Here is a 20,803-nt window from a genome sequence, read left to right as displayed (position 1 = left end):
ACCATTAATCCATGACCTACGCTCGCCCTGGAGGTGATGGGATGTCTGCGACCGTCGCGGAACGATCGTTCACCGGTCCCCTGCGCGGACTCAAGGTGGTCGAGATCGGAAGCATCGGGCCCGGCCCGTACTGCGCGATGCTGCTCGCCGACCTGGGTGCCGACGTGCTCCGGGTCGACCGGACCAGCGGCGCCGCGCTGGTCGGTCCCAACGCCGACTTCCGCACCGAGGTCATGCACCGTGGGCGTCGCTCGGTGGCCGTCGACCTCAAGAACCCCCGTGGCCGCGAGGTGGTCCTGGACCTCGTCGCCGGTGCCGACGCCCTCATCGAGGGCTTCCGGCCCGGCGTGACCGAGCGGCTGGGCATCGGCCCCGACGCGTGTGCCGCCGTCAACCCGCGACTGGTGTACGGCCGGATGACGGGCTACGGCCAGGACGGCCCGATGGCGCAGGCCGTGGGCCACGACATCAACTACATCGCCCAGAGCGGGGTGCTCTCCCTGCTGGGGCGCAACGGAGCGCCACCGACGCCGCCGCTGAGCCTCGCCGGCGACTTCGGCGGGGGCGGCGCGGTCCTCGCGCTGGGCATCGTGTCGGCGGTGTGGGAGGCCCAGCGCTCCGGTCGGGGACAGGTCATCGACGCTGCCATGGTCGATGGCTCGGCCCTGCTCGCCGCGGCCTTCCACGGATTCGTCAGCGCCGGGACCTGGGACACCGAGCGCGGCACCAACGTCGTCGACTCCGGTGCTCCTTTCTACGACGTCTACGAGACGGCGGACGGCCGATGGCTGGCCGTCGGGGCACTCGAGGCGCACTTCTACGCCGACCTGCTCGAGATCCTGGAGATCGACCCGGGCGGGTTGCCGCACCAGGACGACCGATCGCGGTGGCCGGAGATGAAGAAGGTCTTCGCCGACGCCGTCATCGCCCGCACCTGCGAGGAGTGGGTCGAGCGCGCCGCCGGCCGCGGTTGCATCTCGCCGGTGCTCGAGGTCGAGGAGTCCTGGAGCGATCCCCACAACGTCGCTCGCGGAACGTTCGTCGACATCGCCGGAGTCACCCAGCCGGTGCCCCAACCCCGGTTCAGTCGCACGCCGGCGTACGTCGACAGTGCGCCACCGGCACCCGGGGAGAACACCCGGGAGGCCCTGGCTGGATGGGGCATCCCGGCCCACACGATCAACGAGTGGGAGGCAGTCGGCGCGGTCGCGCAGACGGATCCGCCTCCGCCGGAACCCACCCAGGAAGGCAGTGCAGTCCGATGAAGAGCCTTGACCGGACCTACGACACGATCACTCTCGAGGAGGCGACGCCGGGCGTCGTCGTCCTGACGTTGAACCGTCCCGAGCGCTACAACGCAATGACCAACCAGATGTTCGTCGAGCTCGAGCGGGCCATGCTCGACCTGAACGAGGAGGACTCCCTCCGCGTCCTGGTCCTGACGGGTGCCGGCTCCGCCTTCTGTGCGGGCTACGACCTCGCCGACGCCGACGGTCTCGCCGACCTGGGCGCGATCGGGATGCTCAACCAGCAGGAGCGGGCGGCACGTTCGCTGCTCTCGGTGCGCACGATCCGGGTCCCGGTCATCGCTGCGGTGGACGGCCCGGCTGCCGGGGGAGGTCTGGCCCTCGCCCTGCAGGCCGACATCCGGATCGCGTCGCCCGAGGCCAGGTTCAACGCGGCCTTCGTCAAGATCGGGCTGACTGCTGGCGACCTCGGCACCTCCTGGCTGCTGACCCGCCTCGTCGGCCCGGCGGTCACCAGCGAGATCTGCTTCACCGGCCGGATGGTCTTCGCCGCGGAAGCCGCCCGGATCGGTCTGGTGAACACCGTCAGCGAGCCCGGCAAGCTGATGGAGGACGCGCTCGAACTGGCCGGCCAGATGGTCGCCAACAGCCCGGGCGGCGTCCAGCTCTCGAAGCGGGCCCTCCACGCCAACATGGAGATCGGCTCCTATGCCGCCGCTCTGGAGCTGGAGAACCGAGGGCAGGCGCTGCTGACCCGCAGCACCGACATGCCCGAGGCCCTCGCGGCCTTCAAGGAGAAGCGCAAGCCCGTCTTCAAGGGGGAGTGAACAGCCATGACCGTGACTGACGAGAGGCCTGTCGTGAACATCGACTTCCCTGACCTGCAGGAGCTCACCTTCGAGGTGCTCCCCGGCGACATCGGCGTGCTGCGCATCAACCGGCCCGACCGCATGAACAGCCAGACCATCCGGATGTTCAGCGAGTACGGCGAGGCGGCGTTCGCGCTTCGGGACGCACCCCTCCGGGCACTGATCGTGACCGGCACCGGAACCCGCGCGTTCTGTGCCGGCTTCGACATCGACGAGGTCCACGAGATCACGGAGATGGGGGTCCGGGAGTTCCTGAAGTTCCAGGAGACGGCCACCGGCGGGATCCAGGGCATCCACTTCCTGCCCTTCCCGGTCATCGCCGCTGTCCACGGACCGGCGACGGGCGGCGGGCTGGCCCTGGCCCTGGCCGCCGACATCCGTCTCTGTGACCCCGCGGCCAAGTTCAGCGCGGCCTTCGTGAAGGTCGGTCTGTCGGTCGGAGAGCTCGGCACGTCGTACCACCTGACCCGACTGGTCGGGCCAGCCCGAGCGGCCGACATCGGCTACACCGCCAGGATCGTCAAGGCGGACGAGGCCGAGCGGATCGGCCTGGTCAACCGGGTCGTGCCCACCGACGAGCTCTTCGACGCTGCCCTCGAGCTGGCGCGACAGATCTCGCAGAACTCCCCGGCCGGCGTGCGCATGTCGAAGCGAGCCATCCAGCGCAACATGGAGGTCGGCTCCTATGCGGCAGCGCTCGAGCTGGAGAACCGCGGGCAGGCGCTGATGACGCGCACCGAGGACATGCCCGAGGCACTGGCTGCGTTCAAGGAGAAGCGTGCCCCTCGCTTCACCGGTGCCTGAGCGATGAGCAATTGGGACTGGAGCGACGCGGAGCGTGGTCGTCTCGGGGACTTCCTCGAGGGCCACGGCCTCACGGCCGGTGAGGTCACGACCCGGCCGATTGGCGACGGCCACTCGAACCTCACCTACCTGGTGTCCGACCGTGAGGGGCGTCAGGTCGTCGTACGACGGCCCCCGCCTCCGCCGACGCCGCCGGGAGCACACGACATGCTGCGCGAGGCGCGGCTGGTCGGCGCCCTGGGAGGCACTGTCGTTCCGGTCGCACAGTTGCTCGCGACGGCCGACGCCGATGAGGTCATCGACGTCCCCTTCTACGTCATGGGCTTCGCGGCTGGGCCCGTCGTGACCGTCGAGACGCCCGCAGCGCTGGCCACGCCCTCGATCCGGCGCAGCATCGGCGAGGCCCTCATCGACACGCTCGCGGACCTGCACGCGGTGGACTGGCGTGCGGCTGGGCTCTCGGACCTCGGTCGGCCCGAGGGGTTCAACGCCCGACACCGCTCGCGGATGGCCGCGCTGGTGGCTGATGCCGACGGCAACCCGCCGCCTGCCTTCGCGGAGGTGGACGCCTGGTTGCAGGCGAACGTTCCTGTCGAGTCCGGTGCGGCGATCGTGCACAACGACTTCCGGATCGGCAATGTGGTCCTCTCCTCCGACAACCCGGGCGAGGTGGAGGCAGTCCTCGACTGGGAGCTGGCGACCATTGGGGACCCGCTGTTCGATCTCGGCTACTTCCTCGCCTCGGTCCCGGTGGCGGCGCCGTACAACCCCACGGAGCTCTTCGGCCTCGCGATGCTCGAGGACGGCTACCCGTCGAGGGAGGAGCTCGCGGCACGGTACGCCGGACGCACGGGGGCAGATCTCGGCGCGCTCGACTGGTACACGACGCTGGCGCTCTGGAAGCTCGCCGTGCTCTACGAGTACGGAAACCGTCGAGCCGTCAGAGGCGTCGGCGACCCCTATTACGCAGACCCGAGCCTGGTGACGGCCTTCCTGGCTGACGCTCGCCGCTCCGCGGGTCTGGCCCCACCCGTCCTGCAGGAGAGTCACCCATGAGCCACCGGTCCTTCGAGAACTTCCACGACGAGGTCATCCGTCCCGGCGAGGCCGAGGGCCTCCCGGAGCGCTTCTTCGACCGGTTCGTCTTCAACCTCCATCCCACCGATGTCACCTCGCCGTCGGTGCTCTTCGGTCTCGGGCTCCACCCGGTGCGGGACACCGTGGATGGCTTCGCGATCATCTCTACCGCCACCGAGCAGCGCAACGTCCGCTACTCGACGGAGCTCTCGGCGACGGAGCCCGGCACCTGCGGACCCTTCAGTTTCGAGGTGGTCGAGCCCAACCGGATCTGGCGAGCTGCCCTGTCCGAGAACCCGACCGGGATGACCTTCGACCTCACCTGGGAAGCGCGTGCCCCTGCTTGGTGGGGCGACATCGACGTCACCAACGACTCGGGTGAGACCACGTCGTTCTCCCATCTCTTCCAGTCCGGGTGGGCCTCCGGCGTGCTGTCCGTCGACGGAGAGGAGCAGCAGGTCGAGCGCTGGTACAGCCAGCGCGACCGCTCCCGCGGCGTGCGCACGATGGCCGGCGGCCAGGGCCTGCACATCTGGTACCAGGCTCAGTTCGAGGACCGCTCGGTCGGGTTCCTCCTCGTCGAGTCGCGAACCGGAGAACGGATCCTCCTGGAAGGCGCCGTCATGCACACGGACGGCGGTCTCGACGAGATCGTCGACGTCCGTCACGACCTGGTGTTCGACGACCAGCTCGACCTGCGCAGCGGGCGCGTCCAGGTGACGACGGAGTCGGGTGTCGTCTACCCGATCGACACCGATGCGACGGCCGGAGGCGGCCTGATGGCCGGCGGCGGATACGGCGGTCACCACGGCAAGGCGCTCGGGCGCGACCACGTCGAGGGCGAGGTCTACCCGCTCGATGGGTCGGTCACCCAGCGCACCCTGGACTCCTCGCTCACCGACAGGCTGTGCTCGTTCGACTGGGACGGCCAGCCCGGCTCGGGGATCTTCGAGTTCGCGCTGACCCGTTCGTCGTCGTACACGTACACCCCGACGCTGGTCTGAGGCGGCTGGGCGCACTGGTTCACTGGGGCGATGGACCTCGGACTCACGGGCCTGGGCGCCCTCGTCACTGGCGGCAACCGCGGGATCGGCAAGGCGGTCGCGGCCGCGCTGGTCGGTGAGGGTGCCCGGGTCGTCCTGCTCGGGCGGGATCCCGGCACGCTCGCCGCGGCGGTGGGGGAGGTCGGCGCAACGGGTCATGTCGTGGCCGACACCACCGATGACGCGTCGGTTCGCGCAGCCGTCGACGAGGCTGCCGGGCTGCTGGGACGACTCGATGCCGTCGTCAACTGCGCCGCCCCTCGCGCGCTTCCCGGGCAGGTCGCCGGACTCGACGGCCTGGACGACGAGGACCTCCTGCGCAACGTCGACACCAAGGTCCTCGGCTACCTCAGGGTGGCCCGTGCGGCGGCGCCGTACCTGCGTCGCCGGGGTGGCTCGATCGTCAACATCAGCGGGATGAACGCCCGGGCCACCGGCTCGATCGCGGGTTCGGTCCGCAACATCAGCGTGGTCGCGCTGACCAAGAACCTCGCCGACGACCTCGGACCCGACGGGATCGCTGTGACCTGCGTGCACCCGGGGTTGACGCTCACCGAGCGCAACGAGGGTGATCTGGACTACGCAGAGCTCGCGTCGTCCAACGCACTCCGGGTGCCGGTCGGAGCGGCTGAGGTGGCCGACCTGGTGACCTTCCTGTCATCTCCGCGGGGGCGGCTCGCGAACGGTGCCGTCATCACCGCGGACGGCGGCAGGCCGGGCGGCATCTGGGCCTGAGGACACATAGTTGTACAATTTTGGGCAGTAGGGGTTGATCTTTGTCAAACTTCGGTTTAGGTTTCAGTCCCCGGGGTCGTGGCGCACGTCACACGCGTCTTCGGAAAAGGTCTGAGAATTAGCGCTTGTCGAGATTTTCAAAGAGCGCTCGCCGAAACGGAGGACAGCGATGAGTTCAATGCAGTCGGAGTTCGCTCACCAGGGCGTCGTCATCGCTGGCGGCACCTCGGGTGTCGGTCTGGCAACGGCCATCGAGTTCGTCCGGGCGGGCTGCACCGAACTGGTCCTGATCGGACGCAACGAGGAGCGCGGCAAGCAGGCCGTCGAGACTGTTCTCGAGAATGCCCCGCGCGCCCACGTCGAGTTCGTGTCAGCCGACCTCAACGTCCCCGAGTCGGCGCTCGAGGCGGCCGCAGCTGCTCACCGGATCCTCGGGTCCCTCGATGTGCTGGTCTGCTCGACGGTGGCGCCGTACCAGCCGACGCTGCTCCATGACATCGACATCGAGCAGTTGCGCGACATCCTCACCGCCCAGGCTCTCGGTCCCCTTCTGATGAACCGGGCCGTGCTTCCGTACATGCGATCGCAGGGATCCGGCGCCATCGTCAACATCGCCAGCGACGCGGCGAAGGTGCCGACCCCCGGGGAGACCGGGATCGGAGCGGCGATGGCCGCGATCGTGACCTTCTCCCAGACCTTGGCGGTCGAGGCCAAGCGTGACGGCATCCGCGTCAACGTTCTCACTCCCTCACTGATCGTCGACACCGCGTCCTACGACCGCGCGATGTCCCAGGAGTTCAGCAAGAAGATCTTCGACAAGATCACCCGCCAGGCGGCACTCGGCCTGACCGAGCCGAGTGACCTCGCCCATGCTGTCCTGTTCCTCACCTCTCCGCGCGCGCGGCGCGTCACCGGCCAGGTGCTCAGCGTCAACGGAGGGATCTCCGTTGCGTGAGCCGACCCTGGTCCGCCAGCGAATCCGGAGCGCTGAGGACGTCGCTGAGATCGAGACGTCGTACGACGTCGACGAACTGCTGCCTGCCGAGACGATCCTCGGTTGCCTGCGCCACGTCGCGGCCCAGCATCCGGAAAAGCCGGCGATCTTCCAGGTCGAGGAGCCCGACTTCCTGGTTCCGAAGCGGACGGTGACCTACGCCGACCTCGTCGCCGATGTCCAGGCAACCGCCAATCTCTTCCGCTCCATCGCCGGTGGCGCCGATTCCGTTGTCGGCCTGATGCTGCCGATGGTGCCCGAGGGCCTGAGCGCCCTCTGGGGTGCGCAGACGGCAGGTGTCGGGATCCCGCTGAACCCGTTCCTGGACCTCGCGCCCGTTGCTGCGATCCTCGTGCGGACGCGAGCCACGATCCTGCTGACGACCCGCGAGGTGCTCGAGGCCAAGGGCGGTGTCGCCGCGCTGCGGGCTGCCGCGCCCGGGGTGACAGAGGTCCTCTACGTCGATGACCTGGACCCTCGTGTCGACCTCGCTTCCCGTGCTGCCGCGCACTCCGGACCGCTGGCCTTCGTCGCCGACGAGGACCCGCAGCGCGACGCGTTGCTGATGCCCACCGGAGGAACGACCGGGGCGCCGAAGCTGGTGCGGATGTCACAGGCCGGGCAGTTGAGGGTGAGCTGGAACGTCGCCGCTCTGATGGGCAACGAGCCTGATGGGGTGACGGCGCACGGGATGCCGAACTTCCACTGCGGTGGGACGATCTCGCTCGGTCTGCGCACCCTGGTGTTCGGTGGCACCCTCCTCACCCTCACGGAAGTGGGCTTCAGGTCCCGCGCGGCAGTGGGCTCATTCTGGGACATCGCACGGCACTACCGGGTCACGTCGTTGCTCGCGACGCCCACCACCGCGTTGGCGCTGCTGCACGGTGACGGCAACTCCCACGGCTGCGTGCTCCGGGACTTCCACGTCGGCGGGAGCGCGGTCCCGATGGAGATGGTTCGCGCCTTCCACGACCGGTTCGGAATCTGGCTCCGCGAGAACTGGGGGATGACGGAGTTGCACGGGACCACCACGGGACACTTCAACAACGACACCCAGCCCAGGGTCGGTTCGGTCGGCCGCCCGCTTCCCTTCGTCCGGGTCAAGGCGGTCGAGCTCGACGAGACCGGCCGTTGGGTCCGCGACTGCGAGGTCGGTGAGCGTGGACTCCTGCTGACCGCGACACCGACGGCGATGGCGGGCTACGCCGACAGTGAGCTGGACCGCGACTTCTTTCCTTCCGGGATCCCGGGAGACCTCCCGGCCGAGTGGCGCTGGGGAAACACCGGCGACCTCGGCAGCGTCGACCGCGACGGCTACGTATGGGTGTTCGGGAGAGCCAAGGACCTGATCATTCGGGGCGGGCACAACATCGACCCTCGCGAGATCGAGGACGCCCTCGCATCGCACCCGGATGTGCACCTCGCTGCGGCGATCGGTCGCCCCGACCCCGCCAAGGGGGAGCTCCCGGTTGCCTACGTCGAGGCCCGCGTCGGAGCAACCCTGGACGCCGCGGAGCTGCTCGAACACTGCCGAACTCACGTGCACGAGCGTGCTGCAGTCCCGGTCGAGGTCATCGTCCTCGACCAGATCCCGTTGACGCCTGTCGGCAAGGTCTCCAAGCCGGCACTGCGGGCAGACGCGGTGACCCGCGTCGTCGCTGGCCTGGCTCATGCGATCGATCCCGCAGCGGAGATCGTGATCGATCAGTCAGGTGCTCGCTTGGGCGTCGTCGTGGTCGTCCACGATCCGGCCTCCGAGGAGCCCGTACGCCGTGCGGTCGCGGGGTTCGAGTTCGCCACCCGCGTCCATGTCTCGGAGACACCCCGATGACGTCGGAGCGGTAGCCAGCCGCCGCCCTCGTCGTCCACCCACCGCCGCGAACCGCCCGTGTCCGCGGCCGGTCGGTCCTGCCTGTCCACTCATCCCGTACTTCCACTGGAGGCCCCATGTTCGTCCAGGTGCTGAACGGCCTCGCCTTCGGCGTCCTCCTTCTCGTCCTGTCCTCTGGACTGGCGTTGATCTTCGGGCTCCGCGGCGTCGTCAACTTCGCGCACGGCGCCATCTACATGCTGGCGGCGTACGTCGCCCTCTCGATCTCGGACCGGACATCGTTCTGGATCGCCCTGCTCACCGTGCCGATCCTGCTGGCCCTCGCCGGGCTGCTGATCGACCGCTACGGCCTGCGCTTCCTGGTGGGCCGCACGCCGCTGGACATGGTCCTGCTGACGTTCGGCATCACCTTCGTGGTGGCCGACGTCGTGCAGACGGTGTGGGGCACCGAGGCCCGCACGATCGATCCGCCGGCGGTGCTGGCCGGAACGACCGATCTCGGGTTTGCGACCTACCCGACCTATCGACTGTTCGTGATCGCCATCGGGCTGCTCGTCTGTGCCGGCCTCATGGCCTGGCTCAAGCTCTCACGCACAGGGTTGTTCGTCCGGGCCTCAGGCGACGACCGCGTGACGGCTGGGGCCATGGGGGTCAACGTGGACCGGGTCAGTGCCACCGTCGTGGCGCTGGGCTTCGGCTTGGCCGGCCTCGCCGGGGTGCTCGCCGGTCCCTACCTCACGCTGTCGCCCGCCATGGGTACGGAAATCCTGATCACCACCTTCATCGTCGTGGTGGTCGGCGGGCTCGGGAGCATCGGTGGTCCGATGATCGCCGCGCTCCTCATCGGACTCGTCAACGCGCTGGCGACGGTGCAGGCACCCACGCTCGCCGCGTACGTGCCCTACCTGCTCATGCTCGTGGTGCTGCTCCTGCGACCGCAGGGCATCGCCGGAAGGAGGACGGCGCTGTGACCAGTTCCACGACCGAAATGACGGCGGGCGACCTGGCAGGAGCCCAGCCCGCCGATGATCTGCCCACGCCTGGCCCCACTGTCGCCGGCACGCTGCGGCACGCCCGCCGATCGGCTCGGTGGCAGGCCGTGGGTTGGCTCGTCCTGGCCATCGCGGGACTTGGCGCCCCGTGGGTGATCAGCCTCTACCAACTCCAGCTGGCCCAACAGGCGATCGTCATGGGCGTGCTCGCCCTGAGCATTGGGTGGCTGCTGCGTCAGACGGGCCAGCTCAGCTTCGGGCACGCTGCCTTCTACGGCATTGCCGGCTACGGAACGGCGTACGTCGCCGAGCACGCCGACCTCCCCATCGGACTGACCCTGCTGACCGGCATCGCCTGCGGAACTCTGGCCGCACTGGTGGTGGGTCTGATCACCATCCGGGTTCCGGGCATCGCCTTCGCGATGCTCACGCTCGCCATCGGCATGCTGGTCTGGGTCGCAGGGGGACAACTCCACTCCATCACCCGCGGGGCCGACGGCCTGAACGTTCAGCTCGAGGGATCGCTCCTCGGCAAGGACGTGGTGATGTACGGCAACCCCGTCGAGGCGTGGCCAGTGGTCTGGGGCGTGCTGATGATCTCGATGGCGGTGCTGTGGATCCTCAGTCGCAGCACCTGGGGCCGACGACTGGCATCGATCCGCGACAACGAGGAGCGAATGCGTTTCTCCGGCTATGCCACCTACTGGCCCCGGGTCCTCGCCTTCACCGTCTCCGGGGTGCTCGCCAGCGTCGCCGGATCACTGAATCTCGTCACGACCAGCTTCATCTCGCTCAACGCCCTGTTCTGGTCGACGTCCGGGCTCGCCCTCATCGTGGCGGTCATCGGTGGGGTGCGCAGCGTGCTCGGCCCGCCGCTGGGCGCTGTGCTCTTCATCCTGCTCCAGAACTACCTCGCAGGAAGCGGCAACCACTACCAAGCGGTGCTGGGCGTCGTCCTCATCGTGATGGTCCTGGTGGCACCCGGCGGCTTCGTCGAGATCCTCGAGCGAGGTTTCGCGGCGCTCACCTCCCGGATCCGCATCCGCCGGGGTGTTCCCGGCTCGTCCACCCCCACCCACCAGACCCGAGGAGCACGTCGTGCTGAAGCTCGATGACCTGACCTTCGCCTACGGCAGTGTGAAGGCCGTCAACCAGGTCTCCCTGGAGGTGGAGAAGGGTTCGATCCATGGCCTGATCGGCCCCAACGGCGCCGGCAAGAGCACCTGCATCGACCTGATCTCCGGTCGGCTGCGCCCCACCGCCGGCACAGTCCACTTCGGGGGGCTCGACATCACCCGGATGGCCGGACCGCGCCGCCGCCACATCGGCATCGCCCGGTCCTTCCAGAGAATCAGTGTCTACCCGGAGCTGACCGTCGCCGATCAGCTCGACGTCGCGGCACACCTCGTGGGCGAGAAGGACGTCGATGCCGTCGTCGCCGCGCTCTCCCTGGAGCAATGTCTGCCGCACACGCCCGCCGAGATCGGGTACGGCGAGCAGCGACGGGTCGACATCGCACTCGCCCTGCTCGGAGCGCCCGCTCTTGTCCTCCTCGACGAACCGGCGGCCGGTCTCTCCCGCGAGGAGAGCATCGCGCTCGCTGATCACTTGGCCGCGCTGGTGCGGGAGCGGGGCATGACCGTCGTACTGGTCGAGCACCACCTGGAGGTCGTCTACCGGGTGTGTGACCGGCTCACAGTGCTCGCCCAGGGCGCGGTGATCGCGGACGGGGAGCCCCAGCAGGTCCGTCGTGACCCGCAGGTCATGGAGGCCTATCTCGGCAGGAGTGCGGCATGAGCCCGGTGCTGAGCTTCGACGGGGTGCGCGCCTACTACGACGACGCGCTCATCCTCGACGGGTTGTCCTTCGAGGTCGCCGAAGGTGAGTCGTTCGCGCTGTTGGGGCCCAACGGGGTCGGCAAGACCACGAGTCTCAACACGATGTTCGGCATCGCGCACCTCCGTGGCGGCACCATCGCGGTCGGCGGGAAGCCGCTGCGGGGGAAGTCGCCTCACGAGGCAGCCTGTCTGGGAGCCGCGCTGGTGCCCCAGGGCCGCTGGATCCTGTCCTCGCTCACGGTCGAGGAGAACCTGATGATCGGGACGGCGCCGAACCGCAAGGGGCCTTGGGATCTCGCCTCGGTCTACCGGATCTTTCCTGACCTGAAGGAGCGCCGCCGCTCGCTAGGAACGCACCTGAGTGGTGGCCAGCAGCAAATGCTGGCCATCGGCCGCGCCCTGATGTCCAACCCGCGTGTGCTGCTCCTCGACGAGCCCTCCGAAGGACTCGCACCCGTGGTCATCGACCTTCTCGGGGACTGCCTCGCCGATCTCAAGTCGGCGGGAACGTCGATGTTGCTCATCGAGCAGCGCCTGGACCTCGTCACCCGTCTCGCCGATCGGTACGCAGTACTGCTCAAGGGCGAGACGGTCGCTGAGGGCCGCATCGAAGACACCTCGAGCGAGACGCTCCGCGATCTCGTCGGGGTCTGACCCACTGCTGGCCCGGCCAACTGGCCAATCTGATTGGAGAACCACATGAAGAACACACGAGTCTGCCTCGGTGCGGCACTGACCGGGCTGATGCTCAGCACTGCGGCCTGTTCGGGGGGAGCGGCGAGCACCAGCGAGCAGGACGCCGATGGCCCGATCCGGATCGCCGTCGTCACGCCCCAGTCCGGCCCCTACGCGGAATATGGCGCCGAGCAGCGGGAGGGGATCCAGTTCGCAGCCGACGAGGCCAACGCGAACGGCGGCATCGACGGTCACAAGATCGAGCTGGAGTTCGCCGACGACCTCGGGACCGCCGAGGGTGCGCTCGCTGCGACCCAGCGACTGGTCCAGGAGAAGAACGCACGCTTCGTGATCGGGCTGGTCTCCTCGCCGGAGATGGCTGCGGTCACGCCCAAGCTGGAAGCCTGGGACGCCCTGATGATCGGCACCCAGGGCCAGAGCGACGACCTCACCGGCAAGTCGTGCACGTCGCGCTACTTCCGGGTGACCGCCAACGACACGGCGGGAGTGAACACGCTCGCCTACTGGCTCACCGAGGAGGACGAGTCGCAGTGGGACAGCATCGCTGCTGACTACTCCTTCGGGCAGGCCAGCACGACCGGGGTCGAGGACACGATCAAGGAGGAGGGCAGCGAGCTGAAGGTCAAGCTCTTCTCCCCGCTGGGCACGGCGGACTTCGGCAGCTACCTCAGCCAGCTGAGCGGCAAGGGCGGCCTGGTCGTGTCGCTCGCCGGCGGCGATGCCGTCAACTTCCTCAAGCAGGGACTGCAGTTCGGTGTCCTGCAGAAGTACGACACCGTGCTCGTCAACACCGGTCTGTCGGCGGCCACGCTCAAGGCCTTGAACGACGACCGCCTGGTGGGTGCGCTGGGCACCAACTCCTGGATGCCCACTGCCGACAATGCGGAGACGAAGGCGTTCGTCGAGGCCTACACCGAGAAGAACGGCCACGGCCCCGCCGAGAACGTCGGCAACGGCTACCTCGGCATGCAGACGATCTTCGCCGGTATCGAGGAGGCCGGCAGCATCTCGCCCGGCGACGTCGCCAAGGCGCTCGAGGGCCTGACCTACGACTCGATCCAGGGTGAGGTCACGATGCGGGCCGAGGACCACCAGATCGAAGCACCGACGTACGTCGGCACCGTCAAGAAGGGTGAGGACGGCAAGCTGGCGCTGGTCGCGACGGCGACCATCCCTGCTTCGGAGAACAACCCGGAGCCGAATCCCGCCTGCAGGTTGGACTGATCGGAAGTCGCGGGAAGGGCGGGGGTGGACCGGATGAGCATCGAAGCTGGTGCGGCGCCACCTCCGCCCGACCGTCTCGGCGGAATCCCGCAGCCGGGGCCCTTGGGGCCCCTGCTCGTCCCCAAGGCGAGTGATGTGCTTGCCGAGGAACTGGCAGAGCGGATCAGTCGGGGCGACATCAGGGTGGGGGCCACGCTCCCCCCGGAGCGGTCGCTGGTCCTGCAGACCGGTCTCAGCCGGACCTCGGTCCGCGAGGCACTGCGCATCCTGGAGATCCGAGGCTTCGTGGAGATCCGGGCCGGACGGGGTGGCGGCGCCTTCGTCAGGGTCCCCGACGGTCACCACCTCGCCGCGTCGGTGCGTCTGGTGGTGCGGCAGGAGAACGTGTCGTTGGCGGCACTCCTGCAGACGCGCGCGACCGTCGAGCCGCCTTGTGCGGGCCTGGCTGCTGTCCGGCGAACCGATACGGGGCTGCGTGAGATGGACACCAGCAATCATCTCCTTGCGCAGGCGCGCGATGTCAGTGAGTTCCTGCGTGCCAATGTCCGATGGCACATGGCCGTGGCCCGGGCGTCCGGCAATGAACTCTTGTCGGGGCTGATGGAGGCACTGGCAGGACTGATCTACGACTCCACGGGTCTCGTCGGCACGGTCGACGGTCAGGTGCGGCTCGACACCTGCCGAGCCCACGAGGCGATCACGGCGGCTGTCCGGGCGGGCGATCGAGAACTTGCCCGTCGACGGATGGCTCGCCATGTCCAGGCCTACGTCGACGGCTTCAGCGAGGACGTCCTCGGTGGGCTGGATTGGACGGGCGTTGAGCGACGTCCCGTCGCGCCGTGATCCGGACCGTCTGATTGCATGTCTCCATGGCCGATGGACTGGTACTGCCGAGCCAGCGAGGTGCGGAACCTCTGCTGCCCCCGCCGAGTGCGCGTTCGCTGCTGCTGACGATGGCGGGGGAGATGCTGCCTGATCGCCCCGAGGGAGCCTGGACGACGGCGCTGCTGCGGGTCCTCGGTGGTCTCGGTGTCGAGGACCACGCGGGGCGGCAGGTCCTCGCACGTTCGGCCGCGTCCGGTTGGCTGGACCGTGAACGCGTCGGCCGTGCGGTGCGCTGGCGCCTGGCCGGGCACGGTCGCGAGCTGGTCGAGGAAGGCGTTCGTCGCTCCGCCACCTACCTCGCGGCCGATGACGAGTGGGACGGCAACTGGCTGATGCTCTACGTCAGCGTTCCTCAACAGCAGCGAACCACGCGCAAACGTTTGTACGGCGGACTGGACTGGCTCGGAATGGGCAATCCGACCCCCGGGCTGTGGGTCAGTCCCCACAACGAACGGGCACCCGAGTTGGGTCGCCTCGTGACCGACCTGGGGCTGGAGGACACCGCGGTGGCGGTGACCGGACCGACCGCTGGCGTCGGAATGACGGATGCGCAGCTGGTCGAACGTTCCTGGGACCTCACTGCGCTCGCGCACCAGTACCGTCGCCTGCTCGACCAGGAGTCCGAAGCGCCGGAGCCTCGGGATGCCGACGAGGTCATGCTGACCTACCTCGACCTGCTCAACCTCCAGCAGCGGTTCATGCGCAGGGATCCGCAACTGCCGACAGCGCTGCTGCCGGAGTGGGTGGGCCGCGAAGGAGCGGCACTGCTGCGTGAGCGCAGGAACGCCTGGGCCAAGCGGGCGCACGCGCGCTTCTGGCAGATCGTCGACGCCTCGGCCTGAGCGAGGTGGGGTCAGAGGGCTTGGGCGGACACCGTGGTCACCGAACAGACCCTGTCTGCGACGCGACCGGTGACCTCGCTGATCCAGAACGATCGGCCCGAATGCCGGGTCTCAGCGCGGAACACGACCTCCGAACCAGCGGGGATGCCGCGCGTGTAGGCGGTGTGGATGGAACTGGTCGGGAGGTCGACGCCCGCTGCCATGCGGCTGCGGACCGCAGTCATCTCGGCTCCACACATCGTCACCCCCCCGTGGAGCATCCCTCGCGGATTCTCCAAGTGAGGGAGGACGACGAGACTGGTCGAGTCGTCGCCGAGACCCTTCAGCCCGATCAGGTCGAGGGCGTTGCTCGGGCGCATCGGGACCTGGAACGCAGCGGGCCGCAACTCCGTGGGGTCATCCGGCATCGCGCGTCCGCGTTGACGGCACACGGCAACACAGGCGCCCGAGTCGTCGTACACCCAGCCCTCGGTGAACGCAGTGGTCGCGGAGGCGTGCCGGACTCGTGCCTGTGCCGACAGCCTGCCGCTGGCCGGGACGGGACCCAGCAGGTCCAGCCACACCTCGGTGCTCACCGACCAGCGTGCTCCCAGCAAACCCTCGATGACGGCGTACCCGGTGACGTCGTCGACGAGAACACCGAGCGCACCCGCTGAGGGTCGGCGGTCGGGGCCCGTGAACGGTGGACCCATCGTCATGGTGCCGCTGACGCCATCGGGTCCGAGAGTGACTGCGCCGACGCCGAACGCCTCCTCCGGTCCGACCGCGACGACGGTCGTCGTCCCTTGCGGCGAGTCGCTCATGCGATCGAGATCCCGCCGTTGACGCTGATGGTCTGACCGGTGACCCTGGCAGCAGCGGGGCCGCCGAGGAAGACGGCCATCGCGGCCAGATCGTGCGGCTCGGCCACGCCCAGGTGAGCCTGGCTGGCGGCCTTCTCGAACAACTTCTTGCTGAAGCCGTCACTGAGGACGTTCGCCGCGGTCGTGGTTCCGGAGATGAGGGACGGGGTCAGCACGTTGACGCGGACTCCGTTGCGCTTCGCCTCGAGGGCCGCGACGCGGCTGAACACGACGATCGCGGCCATCGCGCCGCCGAGTGCGGCCTCGCCGGGGGTGGGCACCTTGGCGGCGTCCGAGGCGATGTTGATGATGCTCCCGCCTCCCTGCTCCTGGAGGTAGGGCAGGACGATCCGGGTGAGCAGCATGGGCGGAACCGCCTGGGCGACGAGGATGGCCGCGAGGTCCTCCGGCGGGGTGCGGTGCAACAACTCGGGACGATACGCAGCGGTCACCGAGCTGACCATCACGTCGAGACCGCCGAGGAGGTCGTGGACGCGGCCGACGGTGTCGACCACCTGGGTCAGCTCGCCGGCATCGCAGGCGAAGAACTCCACCTGCGCCTCGGTGCAGTGGGCGAGGACCTGCTCTCGCGCGGCGGCGCCGCGTTCCGCATTGCGTCCCAAGAGGCCGATGCGGCGGACGCCGGCGTCGGCAAAGGCGAGCGCCGTCGCGAGCCCGACGCCCGAGGTGCCACCGGCCACGAGGACCGCTGAATCGGAGTAGTTTCGAACGAGAGGCTGGGACATTCGGTCCTCCTGTGTATTTCTACAGATATGGTCACTGAGTTCCCTTGATTGTAGAGAGTCGCACCTTTACGGTGTCGTGACACAGGTCACTCGTTCCGACGGTGACGAAGCAGCCCCAGTCAACAGGAGCAACAATGTTGGAGACCTCCCACTGGCCGGCAGAGCCGGGCGACGTACGCGCCGTGACGGTGTGTGAACTCCTCCGGCACGCGGCTCGTACGGTGCCGGACCGTCCTGCCCTCGTTGACTGCGACCCGGATCCGTCCCGGCGACGCACGTGGACGTACGCAGAGTTCGTCGCGGATGCCGAGCGGGTCGCTCGCGGGCTCCTGCTGCGCTACGAGCCGGGATCGCGGGTCGCGGTGTGGGCGCCCAACAGTGCGGAATGGGTCGTGCTCCAGCAGGGGGTCGCGATGGCGGGCATGGTCCTGGTGGCGCTGAACCCGGCGTACCGCACCCGGGAGATGGCCTTCGTCCTGCGTCAGTCAGGCGCGGCCGCCGTCTTCTGCGTGGACGACTACCGAGGCTTCGACATGCGCTCGATGGCAGAGAGCATCCGCGACGACCTGCCCGAGCTGCAGGACATCCATTCCTTCTCCGACTGGGACGCATTCCTCGGCAGCGGGGACGCCTCGGCGGACCTGCCCGGGACTGAGCCGGAGGACATCATCCAGATCCAGTACACGTCGGGCACGACGGGCTTTCCCAAGGGCGCACTGCTCCATCACATGGGACTGGTGAACGAGGCGACCTTCGTCGCCGAGCGTGCGGCCTTCGAGGACGGCGACGTCTACGTCAACGCCATGCCGATGTATCACATCGGAGGCGGAGCGGTGACGTCCTTCGGTGCCTGGGCCAGGCGCGGAACGTTCGTGCTCCTGCCTGCCTTCGAGCCGGCACACCTGCTCGAAGCGATCGAGACGTATCGCGGCACCCACACGCTGGTCGTTCCCACCATGCTGATCGCACTGCTGGACCATCCGGATGCGGAGACGCGCGATCTCTCGTCGGTCAAGACCATCCTCAGCGGTGCCGCAGCCGTACCGGCCGCCCTTGTCCGGCGCACCACCCGTGCGCTCGATTGCGGCTTCACCATCCTGTTCGGCCAGACCGAGACACACGGTGTGATCAGCCAGACCCGGGTCACGGACTCGCCGGAGGACCAGGCCGACACGGTCGGGCAACCCCTGCCGCAACTGGAGGTGAAGATCGCGGACGCTGTCACGGGCGCTGCCGTGCCGATCGGCGTCCAGGGCGAGATCTGCGTTCGCGGCTACCAGAACATGCGCGGCTACTACGAGATGCCGGAGGAGTCCGCCGAGACCATCGACATCGATGGATGGCTGCACATGGGCGACATCGGAGCGATGGATCCACGCGGCTTCCTGCGGGTCACTGGTCGGGTGAAGGACATGATCCTGCGCGGTGGCATGAACCTCTACCCGGCCGAGATCGAGGCTGTGCTGCTCGACCACCCCGCGATTGAGACTGCCGCGGTGATCGGAGTGCCCGACGAGCGGTGGGGCGAGCAGGTCGGTGCAGTGCTTCGTCTTCGCGTCGGCCACGAGCGTCCGAGCGTCGCCGAGCTCACGGCCTTCGTGCGCGATCAGATCGCCCCGCACAAGACACCGACGCACTGGTCCTTCGTCGATGACCTGCCGATGACCCCGACCGGCAAGATCCAGAAGTTCCTCTTGCGGGACCGCGCAGTTGCCGGGGACCTGGTGTTCGACGAGGTGCGGCAGGCGACTGGACATCAACGGAGGGGATCGGATCAACCAGCTGGTTGATCCGATCCCCTCCGTTGTCTGTGGAGAGCCCGGAGAGCCCGGAGAGCTCAGCCGCCGAGGCGGATCGGTAGACCGAGGTCCACCGTGCTGGAGGTTCCGCTTCCGGTCAGGGTGCCGTCGCAGGAGCCGCACGAGTGCGGCTCGCTCGGTCGCGGGCGAGGGAAGAGCTGGTCGGCACCTGCGACGTCGTCCACGACAGGGCGCCCGCGGTGATCGGCGTCGCGGGCCAGGAGAGCGGCTCCGTAGGCGCCGCTGATCTGCGGGTGCTCGGGCACGAGGATCTCGGTCCGCAGCGCTCGGGCGAGGAACTCCACCGCGGCGGGGTTCTGGGCCACGCCCCCGGTCAGCACCACCGGCGTGTGCCGACCCACCTGTGCCACCAGCGCCAGCGTGCGCGAGGCGATGGCACGATGCACCGAGGAGGCAATGTCGGCGATCGGTGCGTCCTGGGCCAGCAGGGAGACGATCTCGGTCTCGGCGAAGGTCGCACACATTGTCGAGACCTCGAGGTCGTTGCTGCCCTGCAGGGCAAGGGCGCCGAGCTCCTCGAGGGGTACGTCGATCGACTGGGAGAGCACCTCGTAGAACCGACCCGTGCCGCTCGCGCACCGGTCGTTCATGGCGAACTCCTGGACCAGGCCCTCATCGTCCACGGTGATCGCCTTAGAGTCCTGCCCGCCGATGTCGATCACCAGTCGGGCGCCCGGCACCATCGCCACCGTGCCTCGGGCGTGACAGGTGATCTCGGTGAAGGTCCGCTGCGCGCCCGGCACCAGCCGGCGGCCGTAGCCCGTCGACACGGTGCCGGACAGGTCCGCGTTGGTGATGCCGGCGCCGTCCAGTGCTGCGTCGACGGCCTTGTGCATGCCGGCCCGCGACACGGCGCCCATCGCGATCGTGCTCGACGAGACGATCGCGCCCTCGCCGTCGATCACGACTGCCTTCGCCGTGGTCGAACCGAGGTCCACGCCCAGGTAGAACGGGCCGGGCGTGTTCATGACGCCTGGGTTCGCTTGACGTCGATCCCCTCGAGCATCGCAGCCAGTCGGCTCTCGAGGATCTCCTCCTTGTAGAAGGAAGCATCCGCGACGTCCCCCTCGAAGAAGATCGACGGGATGCCGAGATTGTTCTGCGCCGAGCGGGCAAGCAGCCGCTGCGGCCCGGTGAAGGCGCGGCAGGTCCGGGTGGAGTGGAAGACGATGCCGTCGACGTCGTACTCCTCGCAGTCGCGGAGGGTGAGGTAGTCGAGCGTCTTCGTGCCGTGGTTGGTCGGGCACAGGAGGTAGTGCTGTGCCATTCCGAGGAGCGGGTCGTCGGTGTCGATCAGCTGCGGCTCCTGCCAGAACGCGTTCGTGATGTAGCGGCCGGCGAGCACTGCCACGCCGTGCTCGGCGAACTTCCGGGACAGGAAGCCGAGCTTGTTCCAGTTCATGATGCCGTCGAAGTAGACGCGGTACTTCTCGTTCTCGACCCCGGAGATGCCCTTGTCGACGCGGTCCTGGATCTCGTCACGGACCGACTCGAAGTAGTCGACGAGTTCCTGGTTGCCCGGCAGGAAGTTGATCGGAGCGATCGCGGAGATCCAGTCCCAGAAGGTCGCGGGCGCCGGCTTGGCCTTGCACAGCTCGAGGCCCTCGCGACGCAGCTCGGCCGCGCGCTTGATGTAGGTCATCGACTCCCTCAGCATGTCCCAGTCGAAGGGATTGCCGGTCCGCTCCTCGAGCCAGGTGATCAGTGCGAGCAGCTGGTCGCGGACGTAGTAGGACGCCGATTCCCACTCCTCGCCCGTCAGGTAGCCTGCGTCGGGCTTGTTGCCCCAGAGGAACGGGTGGGAGATGTTGAAGATCGGCACCTCCTTGTCGAAGACCCGGTAGGAGATCTCGTCCCACTGCTGGCCGGTGCTGCAGCCTGCGTAGTTGTTGACGAAGAAGTCGGGAGCGGGCAGTCGGGCAGCGAGCTCGGCCTGGTCGTGCGCACCCACGACACCGGTGTTGATGCCCTCATCGCCCTGCACGGTCAGGACCGCGCACCCCAGGTGGGTCCGGGAGTACGAGCAGAGCTCGGCGTTGTAGCCGTGTTCCGCGCCGGCGAGCTGGGCTGGACCCTCGAGACCCTGGGCGGCGAGCCGGGCGGCAAAGGCCTCTCCGTGGCACCAGGCCAGGCCGGCGGCCTGGAAGATCGGGTTCAGGGCGCCGCCGTTGTACCAGACGATCTGCTTGCCGCGCTCGCGCGCGGTGAACAGGTCTTCCCAGTAGTCCGCGACCATCCGTCCACCCTGCCGGGTGGACTTCAGGCGGTTCGTGCGGTCGGTCGTGGTGGTGGGCGTGTTCAAGGTGGCGGTCATCGGT

20 protein-coding genes are annotated in these 20,803 nt (G+C 68.4%); 16 read left to right on the top strand and 4 right to left on the bottom strand.

What is annotated here, in order from left to right; translation table 11 throughout:
- The first annotated feature begins 41 nt into the window (after positions 1 to 41).
- The 15 genes from ASE01_RS14995 (at position 42) to ASE01_RS14925 (ending at position 15,077) form a co-directional block, all read left to right on the top strand.
- Positions 42 to 1,265, top strand: a complete 1,224-nt coding sequence (locus tag ASE01_RS14995) for a CaiB/BaiF CoA transferase family protein (RefSeq protein WP_056753586.1) — start codon at positions 42 to 44, stop codon at positions 1,263 to 1,265.
- Complete coding sequence (locus tag ASE01_RS14990; protein WP_056753584.1) at positions 1,262 to 2,074, top strand: enoyl-CoA hydratase/isomerase family protein; 813 nt, start codon at positions 1,262 to 1,264, stop codon at positions 2,072 to 2,074. Before ASE01_RS14995 ends, ASE01_RS14990 begins: the two co-directional genes overlap by 4 nt.
- 6 nt (positions 2,075 to 2,080) lie before the next feature.
- Complete coding sequence (locus ASE01_RS14985) at positions 2,081 to 2,920, top strand: enoyl-CoA hydratase/isomerase family protein (protein ID WP_235536034.1); 840 nt, start codon at positions 2,081 to 2,083, stop codon at positions 2,918 to 2,920.
- Positions 2,921 to 2,923: 3 nt separating this feature from the next.
- A complete protein-coding gene (locus ASE01_RS14980; RefSeq protein ID WP_056753581.1) occupies positions 2,924 to 3,976 on the top strand; it encodes a phosphotransferase family protein in 1,053 nt (350 codons plus the stop codon).
- The gene (locus tag ASE01_RS14975; protein ID WP_056753579.1) at positions 3,973 to 5,001 is read left to right on the top strand and encodes a hypothetical protein; all 1,029 of its coding nucleotides are present in this window, start codon (positions 3,973 to 3,975) and stop codon (positions 4,999 to 5,001) included. The genes ASE01_RS14980 and ASE01_RS14975 overlap by 4 nt, the downstream gene beginning before the upstream one ends.
- 30 nt (positions 5,002 to 5,031) lie before the next feature.
- A complete protein-coding gene (locus ASE01_RS14970) occupies positions 5,032 to 5,775 on the top strand; it encodes an SDR family NAD(P)-dependent oxidoreductase (RefSeq protein WP_056753576.1) in 744 nt (247 codons plus the stop codon).
- 169 nt (positions 5,776 to 5,944) lie between these two features.
- Positions 5,945 to 6,730: an SDR family NAD(P)-dependent oxidoreductase gene (locus ASE01_RS14965; RefSeq protein ID WP_056753574.1), complete on the top strand. Its 786-nt coding sequence runs from the start codon at positions 5,945 to 5,947 to the stop codon at positions 6,728 to 6,730.
- Positions 6,723 to 8,600 carry an AMP-binding protein gene (locus ASE01_RS14960; protein WP_056753572.1) on the top strand — a complete coding sequence of 626 codons (1,878 nt, stop codon included), beginning with the start codon at positions 6,723 to 6,725 and terminating at the stop codon, positions 8,598 to 8,600. The genes ASE01_RS14965 and ASE01_RS14960 overlap by 8 nt, the downstream gene beginning before the upstream one ends.
- A gap of 116 nt (positions 8,601 to 8,716) precedes the next feature.
- Entirely contained in the window at positions 8,717 to 9,571 is an 855-nt protein-coding gene (locus tag ASE01_RS14955) for a branched-chain amino acid ABC transporter permease (RefSeq protein ID WP_056753569.1), read from the top strand.
- Positions 9,568 to 10,707 carry a branched-chain amino acid ABC transporter permease gene (locus ASE01_RS14950; RefSeq protein WP_157537368.1) on the top strand — a complete coding sequence of 380 codons (1,140 nt, stop codon included), beginning with the start codon at positions 9,568 to 9,570 and terminating at the stop codon, positions 10,705 to 10,707. Before ASE01_RS14955 ends, ASE01_RS14950 begins: the two co-directional genes overlap by 4 nt.
- Positions 10,691 to 11,389 carry an ABC transporter ATP-binding protein gene (locus ASE01_RS14945; protein WP_200958860.1) on the top strand — a complete coding sequence of 233 codons (699 nt, stop codon included), beginning with the start codon at positions 10,691 to 10,693 and terminating at the stop codon, positions 11,387 to 11,389. Before ASE01_RS14950 ends, ASE01_RS14945 begins: the two co-directional genes overlap by 17 nt.
- The gene (locus ASE01_RS14940) at positions 11,386 to 12,084 is read left to right on the top strand and encodes an ABC transporter ATP-binding protein (protein WP_056753564.1); all 699 of its coding nucleotides are present in this window, start codon (positions 11,386 to 11,388) and stop codon (positions 12,082 to 12,084) included. The genes ASE01_RS14945 and ASE01_RS14940 overlap by 4 nt, the downstream gene beginning before the upstream one ends.
- 45 nt (positions 12,085 to 12,129) lie before the next feature.
- Entirely contained in the window at positions 12,130 to 13,350 is a 1,221-nt protein-coding gene (locus tag ASE01_RS14935; protein ID WP_056753558.1) for an ABC transporter substrate-binding protein, read from the top strand.
- Between the two features lie 33 nt (positions 13,351 to 13,383).
- A complete protein-coding gene (locus tag ASE01_RS14930) occupies positions 13,384 to 14,193 on the top strand; it encodes a FadR/GntR family transcriptional regulator (RefSeq protein WP_082606153.1) in 810 nt (269 codons plus the stop codon).
- Between the two features lie 26 nt (positions 14,194 to 14,219).
- Positions 14,220 to 15,077 (top strand): PaaX family transcriptional regulator C-terminal domain-containing protein, encoded by an 858-nt coding sequence (locus ASE01_RS14925; protein WP_056753551.1) that lies wholly within the window; start codon positions 14,220 to 14,222, stop codon positions 15,075 to 15,077.
- A gap of 11 nt (positions 15,078 to 15,088) precedes the next feature.
- On the opposite strand, the gene ASE01_RS14920 is transcribed toward ASE01_RS14925, so the two are convergent.
- Positions 15,089 to 15,880: a PaaI family thioesterase gene (locus ASE01_RS14920; RefSeq protein ID WP_056753550.1), complete on the bottom strand. Its 792-nt coding sequence runs from the start codon at positions 15,878 to 15,880 to the stop codon at positions 15,089 to 15,091.
- Positions 15,877 to 16,665 carry an SDR family NAD(P)-dependent oxidoreductase gene (locus ASE01_RS14915; RefSeq protein ID WP_056753545.1) on the bottom strand — a complete coding sequence of 263 codons (789 nt, stop codon included), beginning with the start codon at positions 16,663 to 16,665 and terminating at the stop codon, positions 15,877 to 15,879. Before ASE01_RS14915 ends, ASE01_RS14920 begins: the two co-directional genes overlap by 4 nt.
- 134 nt (positions 16,666 to 16,799) lie before the next feature.
- Between ASE01_RS14915 and ASE01_RS14910 the strand changes: the two genes are divergently transcribed.
- Positions 16,800 to 18,455, top strand: coding sequence for an AMP-binding protein (locus tag ASE01_RS14910; protein ID WP_056753543.1), 1,656 nt, complete (start codon positions 16,800 to 16,802; stop codon positions 18,453 to 18,455).
- A 47-nt stretch (positions 18,456 to 18,502) separates the two neighbouring features.
- On the opposite strand, the gene ASE01_RS14905 is transcribed toward ASE01_RS14910, so the two are convergent.
- On the bottom strand, positions 18,503 to 19,453 hold the full coding sequence (locus tag ASE01_RS14905; protein WP_056753541.1) for an acyl-CoA dehydratase activase: 951 nt from the start codon (positions 19,451 to 19,453) through the stop codon (positions 18,503 to 18,505).
- Entirely contained in the window at positions 19,450 to 20,799 is a 1,350-nt protein-coding gene (locus tag ASE01_RS14900) for a 2-hydroxyacyl-CoA dehydratase subunit D (protein WP_200958859.1), read from the bottom strand. Before ASE01_RS14900 ends, ASE01_RS14905 begins: the two co-directional genes overlap by 4 nt.
- Positions 20,800 to 20,803 lie beyond the last annotated feature (4 nt).

Source organism: Nocardioides sp. Root190 (assembly GCF_001428565.1).
In the GTDB taxonomy this organism is placed as follows: domain Bacteria; phylum Actinomycetota; class Actinomycetes; order Propionibacteriales; family Nocardioidaceae; genus Nocardioides.
Note: the sequence above shows the minus strand (reverse complement) of the source record. Positions and strands in the feature narration are given on the sequence as shown.

Excerpts from the sequence above, each read along its gene's own strand:
- ASE01_RS14995 (WP_056753586.1), top strand. The coding sequence starts at position 42 with ATGTCTGCGACCGTCGCGGAACGATCGTTCACCGGTCCCCTGCGCGGA.
- ASE01_RS14990 (WP_056753584.1), top strand. The coding sequence starts at position 1,262 with ATGAAGAGCCTTGACCGGACCTACGACACGATCACTCTCGAGGAGGCG.
- ASE01_RS14985 (WP_235536034.1), top strand. The coding sequence starts at position 2,081 with ATGACCGTGACTGACGAGAGGCCTGTCGTGAACATCGACTTCCCTGAC.
- ASE01_RS14980 (WP_056753581.1), top strand. The coding sequence starts at position 2,924 with ATGAGCAATTGGGACTGGAGCGACGCGGAGCGTGGTCGTCTCGGGGAC.
- ASE01_RS14975 (WP_056753579.1), top strand. The coding sequence starts at position 3,973 with ATGAGCCACCGGTCCTTCGAGAACTTCCACGACGAGGTCATCCGTCCC.
- ASE01_RS14970 (WP_056753576.1), top strand. The coding sequence starts at position 5,032 with ATGGACCTCGGACTCACGGGCCTGGGCGCCCTCGTCACTGGCGGCAAC.
- ASE01_RS14965 (WP_056753574.1), top strand. The coding sequence starts at position 5,945 with ATGAGTTCAATGCAGTCGGAGTTCGCTCACCAGGGCGTCGTCATCGCT.
- ASE01_RS14955 (WP_056753569.1), top strand. The coding sequence starts at position 8,717 with ATGTTCGTCCAGGTGCTGAACGGCCTCGCCTTCGGCGTCCTCCTTCTC.
- ASE01_RS14940 (WP_056753564.1), top strand. The coding sequence starts at position 11,386 with ATGAGCCCGGTGCTGAGCTTCGACGGGGTGCGCGCCTACTACGACGAC.
- ASE01_RS14935 (WP_056753558.1), top strand. The coding sequence starts at position 12,130 with ATGAAGAACACACGAGTCTGCCTCGGTGCGGCACTGACCGGGCTGATG.
- ASE01_RS14930 (WP_082606153.1), top strand. The coding sequence starts at position 13,384 with ATGAGCATCGAAGCTGGTGCGGCGCCACCTCCGCCCGACCGTCTCGGC.
- ASE01_RS14925 (WP_056753551.1), top strand. The coding sequence starts at position 14,220 with ATGGCCGATGGACTGGTACTGCCGAGCCAGCGAGGTGCGGAACCTCTG.
- ASE01_RS14920 (WP_056753550.1), bottom strand. The coding sequence starts at position 15,880 with ATGAGCGACTCGCCGCAAGGGACGACGACCGTCGTCGCGGTCGGACCG.
- ASE01_RS14915 (WP_056753545.1), bottom strand. The coding sequence starts at position 16,665 with ATGTCCCAGCCTCTCGTTCGAAACTACTCCGATTCAGCGGTCCTCGTG.
- ASE01_RS14910 (WP_056753543.1), top strand. The coding sequence starts at position 16,800 with ATGTTGGAGACCTCCCACTGGCCGGCAGAGCCGGGCGACGTACGCGCC.
- ASE01_RS14905 (WP_056753541.1), bottom strand. The coding sequence starts at position 19,453 with ATGAACACGCCCGGCCCGTTCTACCTGGGCGTGGACCTCGGTTCGACC.
- ASE01_RS14900 (WP_200958859.1), bottom strand. The coding sequence starts at position 20,799 with ATGACCGCCACCTTGAACACGCCCACCACCACGACCGACCGCACGAAC.